The following is a 12,167-nucleotide window of genomic DNA, read 5'->3' as shown; positions in this document are numbered from 1 at the left end:
GCGACGCGCAGTGCGCCGCCGGCCACGGGACATCAACGCGTCAGATACTGGTTGATCAGGTTCTCGTAGGCTTCCTGACGGCCACTGAGCTGCTTGGGTTCGTTGCCGGCGGCGTACTTGGCCAGATCCACCAGCGTGCTGCTGCCGTTGGCGAAGTCCGCACCCGCGCCGCTGTCGAAGCTGGCGTAACGCTCGGCGCGCCATTGCTCCAGCGGCGAGGAGGTCAGCAGCGCATTGGCCACTTCCAGCCCGCGTGCGAACGCGTCCATGCCGCCGATATGCGCCAGGAACAGATCCTGCGGGTCGGACGACTCGCGGCGCACCTTGGCATCGAAGTTCAAGCCGCCTGGTGCCAGCCCGCCCTGGCGCAGCACCACCAGCATCGCGCCGACGGTGTCGTACAGGTCGGTCGGGAACTGGTCGGTATCCCAGCCGTTCTGTGGGTTGCCGCGGTTGGCGTCGATGCTGCCGAGCAGGCCGGCATCGGATGCCACCTGCAGGTCGTGCTCGAAGCTGTGGCCCGACAGCGTGGCGTGGTTGGCTTCGATGTTGAGCTTGAAGTCCTGGTCCAGGCCGTGCTGGCGCAGGAAGCCGATCACCGTGGCGCTGTCGAAGTCGTACTGGTGCTTCATCGGCTCCATCGGCTTGGGCTCGATCAGGAAGTTGCCGGTGAAGCCGATCGCACGGCCGTAGTCGCGTGCCAGGGTCAAGAAGCGCGCCATATTGTCCTGCTCGCGCTTCATCTGGGTGTTGTGCAGGCAGGCATAGCCTTCGCGGCCGCCCCAGAACACGTAGTTCTCGCCGCCCAATTCCACGGTGGCATCGATCGCGGCCTTGACCTGCACCGCCGCACGCGCCACCACGTTGAAGTCCGGGTTGGTCGATGCACCATTCATGTAACGCGGGTGCGAGAACAGGTTGGCGGTGCCCCACAACAGCTTGATGCCGGTGTCGGCCTGGCGCTGCTTGGCGATGCCGACCATGTGCTTGAGGTTGCTCTGGTACTCGCCGATGTCGTCGGCATCGGGCGACAGGTCGATGTCGTGGAAGCAGTAGTACGGCACGCCGAGCTTGGTGAAAAATTCGAACGCGGCATCGGCCTTGGCTTCGGCGCGGTTCAACGCGGTGTTGCCGATATCCCACGGGTACGCACGCGTGCCCGGGCCGAACGGATCGGCGCCGTTGCCGCAGAAGCTGTGCCAGTAGGCCACGGCAAAGCGCAGATGCTCGGCCATGGTCTTGTCACCGATCTGCTTGTTGGCGTCGTAGACCTTGAACGCCAGCGGGTTGTCCGAATCGCGGCCTTCGAAGCCGATCTTGCCGATACCGGGGAAATATTCCTTGGCGCCGATGTAGACGGTGTTGCTCATGGGGTGGAATGTCCTTGCTGCTGGGGGAGTTGTAGAAAGCGTGTCGATCAGCCGGCGTAGAGCGGGCTGACCACATGCAGGTGCTTGAGGAAGTGCTGGTAGTGCTGCTGATACTGGGCCACGCGCTGCGGATCCGGGCGCGCCGACAGGCTGTCGTCGACCTGCAGATGCTCCAGCACCACATCCGACAACGCGTCCGTACCGCCGTCATCGCGATCGCAGGCCCACAAGGCCTGCAGCGCGGCACCGAAGGCAGCGCCTTCGGGCTGGGTCGGCACCACGACCTGCAGGTTGAAGATATCGGCCACCATCTGCCGCCATTGCGCGCTCTTGCTGCCGCCGCCGGTGAGCAGGATGGTGTCGAACTGCAGACCCGCCGCAACGAACGCATCGAAGCCGTTGCGCAGGCTATAGGTCGCCCCTTCCATCGCGGCGCGGTAGAAATGCGCCGGGGTGGTGTTGTGCAGGTCCATGCCGAACAGGCAGCCGCGGGCGGCCGGCAAGTCCGGGGTGCGCTCGCCGTTGAAGAACGGCAGCAGTACCAGGCCATCGGCGCCGGGCGTGGTGCTGGCGATCAAGGCGTCGGTCTGCTCGCGGGTGATCGAGAACATGCGCATCACCGCCTCGGTGGCGACGGTGCAGTTCATGGTGCAGATCAGCGGCAGCCAGCCACCGCTGGACGAGCAGAACGCGGCCCAGCGTGCCTCGTCGTCCACCACCGGGTGATCGGCGTAGGCGAACAAGGTGCCCGAGGTACCCAGGCTCATGGTCAGGCGCCCCGGCACCACGTTGCCGGTGCCGATGGCGGCCATCATGTTGTCGCCGCCGCCGGTGGTGACACGCACACCGGCCGGCAGATTCAAGGCATCGGCGGCTGCGTCAGACAAGGCATAGACCGCGCCGGTCTCCACCAGCGGCGGCAGTGCCTCGCGCAGGTCGCGTTGTGCGTCCACCGCGCCGAGCATGCGCTCGGACCACTGCCGCGTGCGCACGTCCAGCCAGCCGGTGCCGGAGGCATCGCCGACTTCGGCAAAGCGCTCGCCGGTGAGCCAGAAGTTCACGTAGTCGTGCGGCAGCATCACCGTGGTCATCGCCGCATACGCCTCGGGGCGATGCTTGCGCGTCCACGGCAGCTTGGAGGCGGTGTAGCCGGCCATGATCGGGTTGCCGGCGGTGGCCACGCTGCCTGCGGCGCCGCCCACCGCATCCATGATTTCCTCGCATTCCAGTGCGGTGCTGGTATCGCACCACAGCTTCACCGGTGCGGTGACGCTGCCATCGGCGGCCACCGGCACAAAGCCGTGCTGCTGGCCGGAGACCGAGATGCCACGCACCTGCGCACGCTGCTCGCCATCGAGCTGCGCGAAGCAATGCACGATGCCGTCGATCCACCACTGCGCCTGTTGCTCGCGGGTGCCGTCGTCGCGGCTGATCAGTTCCATGGGCGCGGCGATCGTGGCGACCACGGCGCGCTCCTGCGGATCGTAGGCCACCAGCTTGACGCTCTGCGTGCCCACATCCAGTCCTACGTACAAGCTCATTGCGTCACCAATCGGTTGTTGTTGAGGCCCACCTGCTGGGTGCGGCCAGCACCCAGTTCCAGGTCCAGGGTCTGCCCTGCGTAAGACAGTTGATAGCGCCCGCCCCGCTCGCTGTGCACGCGTGCCTGCTGCAGGCGACCGCCCTCCCAGTGCAGGTCCACGCTGGCACCGCCGCGCACGCGCAATCCACGCACACTGCCGCGCGGCCATGCCTTGGGCAAGGCAGGCAGCAGGAACACGCTGCCGCCCCAGCTTTGCAGCAGCATTTCGGTGATGCCGGCGGTGCCGCCGAAGTTGCCGTCGATCTGGAACGGCGGATGTGCGTCGAACAGATTTGGGTAGGTGCGCTCGGGCGAGATCAGCAGTTGCAGGATGCGGTAGGCATGCTCGCCATCGGCCAGCCGTGCCCATAGATTCAGCCGCCAGCCGATGCCCCAGCCGGTGGTGTTGTCGCCGCGCGTTTCCAGCGTGCGCTTGGCCGCGGCGGCAAGCTCGGGCGTATCGCGCAGATTGATCTGGCTCGAAGGATGCAAGGCATACAGATGCGAGACATGGCGGTGATGGATCTCCGGCGCCTGCATGTCCCAGTCCTGTTGCCACTCCTGCAATTGCCCCGCCTTGCCGATGCGGTTGGGCGGCAATTGCTCGCGCAGCGTGCTCAGCTGTTGCGCGAAGGCGTCGTCGACCTTGAGCAGCTTGCTCATCGCGATGCATTGGGCGAACAGATCGCGCAGCAGCTGCGCATCCATGGTGGGGCCGGCACACAGCGCGGCGTTGAACGGATGCTGGTTTTCCGGCGAGATCGACGGGTTGGTCACCATCGCGCCGGTCTGCGGATCCTTTACCAGCGTGGCGACGAAGAACTCCGCTGCGCCCTTGAACAAGGGATAGATCTTGCCCAGATAGGCGCGGTCGCGGCCGTAATCCCAGCGGTCCCACAACTGCTGCAGCAGCCAGACGCCGCCCATTGGCCACAGGCTCCACTTGGCGCCATCGATCGGCCCGGCCTGGCGCCACAAATCGGTGTTGTTGTGCACCACCCAGCCGGGTGCGTCGTACATCGCACGTGCGGTGTGCGCGCCAGTTTTGGCCAGATCGAACAACATGGATTCCAGCGGTTCGACGCACTCATGCAGCGCGTTGGCCTCGCTGGGCCAGTAGTTCATCTCGGTGTTGATGTTGATGGTGTACTTGCTTTCCCACGGCGGCTGCATCAGGTCGTTCCAGATGCCCTGCAGATTGGCCGGCTGGGTGCCGGGCCGCGAGCTGCAGATCAGCAGGTAACGGCCGAACTGGTGATACAGCGCGGCCAGCGCCGGGTCGTTGCCCTGCGCAAAACGCTGCACGCGCTCGTCGGTAGGCAGTGCCGCCGCCTCGCTGGTGCCGAGATCGATCGCCACGCGCCGGAACAGCCGCTGGTGATCGGCCAGATGCGCACGCAGCAATGCGGCATAGTCCAGCTTGCCCGCCTTCTGCATGCTTGCTGCGGTCAATGCCAGCGGATCGCCATCGACTGCATCAAAGCGTTGGTAGCTGGTGGCGGCGGTGAGCAGCAGCACCACTTCATCGGCGGCGTCGATGCGCAGGCGGTCGCGCAGCCCGCTGAGCGTGCCGCCCTTGACCTGCGGCAACACGCGCAAGGCAAAACGCAGCTTGCCGTCGATGCCGGCAAAGCTGCCGTTGCGGCCACTGAACAGCAGCCCGCCCTGCTCCACCGTGACCTCGCCGGTCTGCGGGCTGTCGATGCCCACGCGCAGGGAAATCGCGTGTGGCCGATCGCAGGACAGGCGCACCACGATGCATTGCGACTGCGCCGACACGAACACTTCGCGCTTGTGCACAGCACCGCCGGAGCGGAACGTGGTAGTGGCCACGCCGGTATCCAGATCGAGCTGGCGGCGGTACTCGCTGATGCCGTCGGCACGATCGAAATCCAGCAACAGATCGCCCAGCGGTTGATACGGCATCTGCTTGAGCGGACGCGAGAGCATCTTTGCGTCGGCCAGGGTTTCGGCTTCGGCATAGCGCCCGGCAAACACGAGCGCGCGCACCTGTGGCAAGGCCGCCAGTGCTTCCGGGCTGGTGGCATCGTACGGGCCACCTGCGTACAGCGTGTCCTCGTTGAGTTGCAGGCGCTCGTGGGCAATACCGCCCCACACCATCGCGCCCAGCCGGCCGTTGCCGACCGGCAGCGCCTGCACCCACTCGTTGGCCGGTTCGCGGTACCACAGCTGCAAGGCATCGCCCGCAGCAACGGCAGGCAACGATTGCTCGCCGGCAGCCTTGGTCGGCGCAGCAATGGCGGACGCAGCCGGCGCAGCGCCCAGCGCCGCGAGTGCGGCACCGGTTGTCTTGCAGACTTCCCTGCGGGTCAGCACGTGCACCACCGTGCTGCATGACCGGACCTGCACGCCCGAGCCTTGCGGCGATCCGGCATCTGCGCACTCACTGACTGACAACGAGTTGCGATCATCGACGACGCGCTTTGCCGGACGCAATCTTGCGCTGCAACACGCTGACCGGATTACCGTCGTACTGGATGCTGGCATCGGTCCTGGGCTCCAGCGCACCGGCGTCCTCGCGCGGGCCGTCGACAAAGCGCACATTGACGGTGCGCTTGGCCTGCATGCCGGTCCAGCTGCCTTCGCGCTTGCCGATGCTCAGCTCGCCCTTGGCCTGGTTCCAGCTCAGCGGAATGCGGCTGAACTCGCCCTTCTCGTAGCCATAGCCCTTGCCGTCGTCCTCATACAGCGAGAACTGGCCGTCGGCACCGGTGTAGACCACCACGGTGAGCGGCGCATCCGGCTTCTGATCCACGTATTCCTGCACCGGGCCGGTCGGCACGATGGAACCGGCGCGCACGAACAACGGCATGCGCTCGATCGGCGCGGCCGCCTCGATGCTCTGGCCGCCTTCGTAGCGCTTGCCGGTGGCGAAATCCAGCCAGCTGCTGCCGGCCGGCAGATAGACCTGACGCGAGGTGGCGCCGAAGCGGGTCACCGGTGCGACCAGGAAGGCCGGCCCGAACAGGTACTGGTCGTTGATGTCGCGGACCTTGGGGTCGTTCGGGAAGTCCATCATCATGCCGCGCATGATCACGCCATCGCGCTGATAGGTGTCGCCGGCCAGGCTGTAGATGTACGGCAGCAGCGCGTAACGCAGGCGGTTGTAGTACGCCATGCTGTCGTAGAACGGCGTGCCTTCCGGGGCAATGTTCCAGATCTCGCGGTACGGGAACTGGCCGTGCGAGCGGAAGATCGGCACGAATGCGCCGAACTGGAACCAGCGCGTGTTGAGTTCGCGCCATTCCGGCAGGTGTGCCGGGTCCTGGTTCTCGTAGCGCTTCTCCACCGCAAAGCCGCCGATGTCGAAGGTCCAGTTGGGCAGGCCCGACAGCGCCATGTTGACGCCACCGGAGATCTGGTCGCGCATGTCGTCCCAGCGCGAGACGATGTCGCCGCTCCACACTGCCACCGCATTGCGCTGGGTGCCGGCATAGCCCTTGCGCGAGAGGATGAACACGCGCTTGTCGTCGACCGCACGGTCGCCCACGTACACGCCATGGGTGTGCGGCAGCGGGTAGGAATTGAAGTATTCGGTGGACGAGCCCAGCGCGTTGGGCGTGGTGCGCGCCTTGCGCTCGCCGATGTCCAGGTTGGAATGCACGTCCGGTTCGTCGGCGTCCATCCACCACGCATCGAAGCCCTTGCTGTTGAGCTTTTCGTTGACCTGGCGCCAGTAGATCGCCTGCGCCTTTTCCGAATAAGGATCGTAGAACGAGTTCTTGTAGCCCTTGCCGATCCAGTCCAGCTCACCCACTTCCACGTTGCGCTTGAACATGAAACCGGCTGCGTCCAGTTCCTTGTAGTTGGCGGTGGTGGGATAGAACTTGGGCCAGATCGAAATCATGATCTGCGCATGCATGTCGTGCACGGCCTTGATCATACCGTCCGGATCAGGGAAATGCTGCGGGTCGAAATCGTGCGAGCCCCAGGCATTCTCGGGCCAGTACGACCAGTCGAGCACGATGTTGTCCAGCGACAACTTGCGCTTGCGGTATTCGGCCACTGCGCCGACCAACTCGTCCTGGCTCTTGTAACGCTCGCGGCTCTGCCAGAAGCCGTAGGCCCACTTGGGCAGCATCACCGACTTGCCGGTCAGCTCGCGGTAGCCGGCCACGGCCTGATCGTAGGAATCGGCGGAGACGAAGTAGTAATCGATCATCTGGCCGGCTTCGGACCACAGCGACAGGTCCTTCGCTTCGGCGGCCGGCAGCGGGTCGCGGTGCAGCAGCGCGATGTAGCTGGGGTCAATCAGGTCCCACTCGACCTTGACGGTGTGGCGCGTGCCCGGCTCCAGATCCAGCTTGAACTCGTGATTCCACGGGTTCCAGTTCTGGCGCCAGCGATCAACGACCAGCTTGCCGTCCACGTACAGCTTGGCGTACTCGCTCGAATACAGCGAGAAGGTGTGCTCGCCACCGGTGAGCGCTTCGATCTCGCCCTCCCAGGTGACCTGCATGCGGCTGTCCTTGTCCTTGGTGATCGCCTTCTTCGGATACTTGGTCAGGTCGCTGAGGTACTGGTAGTTCACCTCGCTCTCGCGGCGTTCGACGATCTGCTTGCCGTTGATCGCATAACGTGCGGTCAGCGCACCGGCCTTACCCTTGGCGTCGTACAGCTTCAGCGTCTTGGGCAGCGGCTGCAGGCCGCGCGGGTCGCCCAGGCGGCTGATCGAGTTGTTGTCCCACAGCAGGCCGTAGTTGCGGCTGGACACCAGGTACGGCACCGCCATGTCGATATTGTTCTGCTGCAACTCGATGTTGCGGCCCTTCTGGTTCATCCAGCCCTGCTGATGCTGGCCGAAGCCGTACAGCGCTTCGTCGTCGGGCGACTGGAAGCGCTGACGCACGCTCAGGTACTGCTTGCCCTCCACTTTCAGCGGCGCAAAGCTGCGCCCGCCGGCAACTTCCGACAACACCGGCTTGCCATTGGCATCGGCGAAGCTGACATGGCCATCGACGGTGGACACGGTGGCGGTGACCTTGCCGGTCTTCAGCTGCACGCTGTCGCCCTGCTCGGCCAGCTGGAAGTTGCCATCGCCCTGCACCGGCACGCGCATCAGGCTGGGGCTGCGCGCGAAGTCGCCGTCCGGGTCGGCACTGACGCGGATGATGCCGGCATCGACCACCTGCAGACGCACCGGTGCGGCGCCCTTGGCGCTCGGCACCACGGTGACGCCATCAGCGGCCTTGCGCACTTCCTGCGCGTGCGCGGCATTGGCCAGCAAGGCCAGCGACAACGCCAGGCACTGCGCAAGCGGTGTACGTCGGGTGGCAGGCGCATGGCCGGCGGAACGGTTGATGGTTTGCATGTTCACTCCCTTGGAATTACGAAACGCTGCCGCGGGGGCGGCAACGCATGGGTTCATTGCGTTCGACCTGGAAGCCGGCCTGCTGCGCAGCGATCGGGCTGCGCAGAAGGCGGCCGTGCAGGCTTACTTGTAGGTGGCCAGCTTGATCTTCAGCAGCTGCGGCGCGCTGGAAAAGTTGACGCCGTAATCGGTCTGGTCGCCGTTCCAGTTGCGCTCGAACTTCCAGTCGCTGCCGTCGTAGACGCCTTCCTCGACGCGGTCGTAAAGCATGTTGGCGGTCGCCTCGCTGGCCGGATGCAGGGTCACGCGCACGTGGTAGCCGGTGACCAGGAATTCATCCGGGCCGAGCTCGGCAATCAAGGCCGCACCGATCGGCTCGGGGTTGCCCGGCGGCTCGCCCTTGAACCAGAACTGCGGCACGCCGTAGGTGATGGTGGCGCCCCAACGCTCGTTGAGCTGCAGCTCCTGCACCGCCTGGCCGGGTTCTTCGGCCGTGCCGTGCAGCTTGCCTTCGGACGCGGCCTTGGCGAACGGACGCATGCCGCGCTTGACCAGCTCGAACCCCAGCGCAAACGGGGCCAGGGTTTCTGCGTTGACGTGCTTGGCGCCCAGCGGATAGTTGGAATAACGCGTGTAGTCCATGCCGAACGCCGACCAGCCGATGCCGTCGTGGCCCAGCGCGGGGAACAGATAGCGCGCGTATTCCGGGCGGTTGCCGGTTTCGGCGACGAACAGCGCATTGTCCGGGCGGGCGTAGCGCTCCAGTACCGTGGTGTAGGTACGGTATTCGGGCATGTAGATGTCCGGCGCCAGCAGGTCGATATGCGGGCCGGCGGCCTTCCACACATCCAGCACGTTGTCGGTGGGGCCGCCGCTGGCGTACTGGCCAGGCTGGCCGGGATTGAACGGGCCACGCAATGCGGCGTTGACGTACATCGGCAGCGGGTATTCGGCCTTGCCGGCTTCGGCCACCTGGTCGATGTAGCGACCGATCGACCAGGCATGGAAGATCTCGTCCGCATCGGCACCGAACACCTGTGCCCAGCTGCCTGGCTGCTTGTTCAAGCGCTTGAGCAGCTCTTCCGGCACCGGGCCGTCGAACAGCTTCTGCGCCATCGGCGAGAAGTCGCGCACGCTGCCGTAGGTGCCCGGCTCGTTCTCGGGCTGGATCATGATCACGGTGTGCTGCGGATCGACCTGCTTGAGGTGCTGCATGAAGGCGACGAAGGCCTTGCGGTCGGCATCCAGGGTGGCCTGCGCATGCGGCGACAGTGAGCCGATCGCCTTGCCCTCGCGCGTCACCACGCGCGGAAAGCGCTGGTTGTCGGTCTTGACCCAGTGCGGCGCGTACGCCGGGCCGTTGTTCTTCCAGGTCGCAAACCACAGCAGCACCAGCCGCACCTTGTGCTTGCGTGCCTGCGTGAGCAGCGTATCGACGAAGGAGAAATCGAACTTGCCTTCTTCCGGCTCGACCTGCTCCCAGGCGATCGGCACCTGCACGGTGTTGGGGCCCAGCACCTGCATCGCCGGCCACACCTTGTCCATCACGCCGGGATAGTTGCTGGAGTTGTTGACCTGCGCGCCCAGGATCAGGAACGGCGCACCATCGACCATCAATGCGTGCTTGCCGTCCTTGCTGACGAACTGCGGCATCGGCGTCTGCGCAGCCGGCGCCGCTGCCGTGGCAGGCGCGGTCGCTGCGCTACCGGCAGTCGGTGCGACTGCGGCCGATTTGGCTTTGTCGTTCTGCTCGCCGGATTGGCACGCTGCCAGGGCCAGCGTCAGCGCGGACAGCAGCAGCGGACGCAGGCAACGGCGTGCAGGGGAAGAAGCGATTAGACGTGCAACGGGGGAATGCATGGACATAGGACTCCGTGTCACCAGGTATCGGTGCGGAAGGGGGAAACGGGAAGCTGTTCGCGATTGACCAGGTTGGCGTCGTCCGGATTTTCGCTCCAGCCGTAGCGCACCGCGACCGGTGCAGCCACCGCGTCGCTGCGCACGATCACCCGATCGCCCTCGATGCGTGCGGTGGCCGGATGGAAGTGTTTGTCGGCACCGGCGACACGGAAGCCCTGCACTTCGCCACCATTACGCACCTGCAAGGCACTGCCCTGCAGGTCGAAACTCAGCATTGCCTGACTATCAACAAAGCGCGCCTGCTCGAACACCGGCGCGCTGTACACCAGCGTTTCACCGTACGCCACATGACGTGCAGCAAGCGCAAGGCGATGGCCGACATCGCGCTTGTTGGTGGGATGGATATCGGTGGGGTTGCCGATATCGATGATCACCGCCTGACCGGTCGCCGGCAGCGCCAGCGTCTTGGACTGCGACTCGCGCAACAGTGCCCACGGACTCAGCTCGCCCTTGTCGCCGCCGGCCTTGAAGTTGGCCAGCTGCACCCACAGGAACGGCAGCGTCTTTTCCCCGCGTTCGGCGCGCCATTGCTGGATCATCGCAGCGAACTGTTGGCGATACTTCAGCGCGCCGGTGTCGCTGGCATTGGTTTCGCCCTGGTACCAGATCACGCCCTTGACCGGGAACGGCTGCAGCGGATGGATCATCTGGTTGTACAGCAGCGTGGGCAGCTGATTCTTGTTGTCGACCAGCGATACACGCACGGCGGCGGGGCGGAATTTCCAGCCGCCCAACGCGCGTTTGGCACCGGCGCTGGTCTGCACGAAGCGCTGCTCGTCCGGGCCATGCATGCCGCCACCGCCACTGAGATCTTCCACCCGTACCGCGATGTGGTTGACCCCTGCATGCAAGGCCGAAGCCGGCACGCTGTAGACGCGCGGCAGGTTCCACTGCTTTTCGGTCGTGCCGACCTGCTGGCCATTGACGTAGGTGATGTCCGAGTCGTCGATCTGTCCCACGCCCAACGTGATGCTGGCCTTGGCTTCGGCAGCGCTCAGGGTGACCGTGGTGCGATACCAGGCGATTCCGTCCATGCCGTCATAACCGCTGGATTCCCACTGCTGGGTGGTCGGGATGCTGTCCCAGTCGCTGTCGTCGAACGCCGCTTCGCGCCACTGCGGCATCTCGCCATCCACCTTGGGCCAGCGCGCGATGCGCTTGCCGGTGGCCGCCTGCGCAGCGGCATCGCGCTGCTTGATCGCTTCGATCGCGCCCTGGTTCTGCCCGGCATCCAGGCCCAGCGAGGCTGCATCCATCCAGGCCTCGATCGCGCTGCCGCCCCAGGTGCTGTTGACGATGCCGATCGGCACGCCGGTGCTGGCGCGCAGCTCCTTGGCGAAGAAATAACCGACTGCGGTGAACTCGCCGGCGTTGTCCGGTGTGGCGGGCTTCCAGTCGCCGCCGGTCAGGCGCGCTTCCGGCTGCAGCGACCACGACTTGGGCACCTTGAAGTGCCGCAACTGCGGGTCGTTGGCGGCCGCCACCGCCTGCGGTCCATCGCTGGCCTGCGCCAACGGCCACTCCATGTTCGATTGACCGCTGGCCAGCCACACATCGCCGACCAGCACATCGCGCACCTGCAACTCGCCGCCGTCGCCCTGCACGCTCAGCACATAGGGGCCGCCGGCCTTGTGTGCGGGCAGGCTGACCTTCCACTGGCCCTTGGCATCGGCCTTGGCGGTGGCCCGCTTGCCGTCGAAGCTGACCGTGATCGCGGCATTGGGCGTGGCCCAGCCCCACACCGGCATCGCCTGGTCGCGCTGCAGCACCGCGCCATCGGCAAACAACAACGGCAGGCTCGGTTGCGCCAACGCAGCAGGGCTGGCCAGGACCAGGCCCAACAGGCAGCCACGACGGATGAAAGAAACGGTCATGCAGTGATCTCCAGGGTCGGCGCGGCCACTTGGCGCGCAGCGATGCGACGGCGCATGCCGCCGTACACGGTAAGACAGCGCGATGACGT

The 12,167-nt window shown here is 65.6% G+C and carries 6 protein-coding genes; all 6 read right to left on the bottom strand.

Going from position 1 to position 12,167, the window contains the following annotated elements; genetic code table 11:
- Nucleotides 1–32: 32 nt before the first annotated feature.
- Complete coding sequence (gene xylA, locus AC1PLA_RS09465) at nt 33–1,370, bottom strand: xylose isomerase (RefSeq protein ID WP_104644572.1); 1,338 nt, start codon at nt 1,368–1,370, stop codon at nt 33–35.
- 47 nt (nt 1,371–1,417) lie between these two features.
- A complete protein-coding gene (xylB, locus tag AC1PLA_RS09460; RefSeq protein ID WP_039511815.1) occupies nt 1,418–2,911 on the bottom strand; it encodes a xylulokinase in 1,494 nt (497 codons plus the stop codon).
- Nucleotides 2,908–5,289, bottom strand: a complete 2,382-nt coding sequence (locus tag AC1PLA_RS09455) for a glycoside hydrolase family 95 protein (RefSeq protein ID WP_481106060.1) — start codon at nt 5,287–5,289, stop codon at nt 2,908–2,910. Before AC1PLA_RS09455 ends, xylB begins: the two co-directional genes overlap by 4 nt.
- A gap of 91 nt (nt 5,290–5,380) precedes the next feature.
- Nucleotides 5,381–8,284, bottom strand: a complete 2,904-nt coding sequence (locus tag AC1PLA_RS09450; RefSeq protein WP_481106059.1) for a TIM-barrel domain-containing protein — start codon at nt 8,282–8,284, stop codon at nt 5,381–5,383.
- A gap of 123 nt (nt 8,285–8,407) precedes the next feature.
- Nucleotides 8,408–10,078, bottom strand: coding sequence for a GH35 family beta-galactosidase GalD (galD, locus tag AC1PLA_RS09445; protein ID WP_481106183.1), 1,671 nt, complete (start codon nt 10,076–10,078; stop codon nt 8,408–8,410).
- Nucleotides 10,079–10,161: 83 nt separating this feature from the next.
- A complete protein-coding gene (locus tag AC1PLA_RS09440; RefSeq protein ID WP_481106058.1) occupies nt 10,162–12,078 on the bottom strand; it encodes a sialate O-acetylesterase in 1,917 nt (638 codons plus the stop codon).
- Nucleotides 12,079–12,167: the final 89 nt, after the last annotated feature.

The organism is Xanthomonas sp. NCPPB 1826, from assembly GCF_056725285.1.
This window is presented reverse-complemented; position numbering and strand designations above follow the sequence as displayed.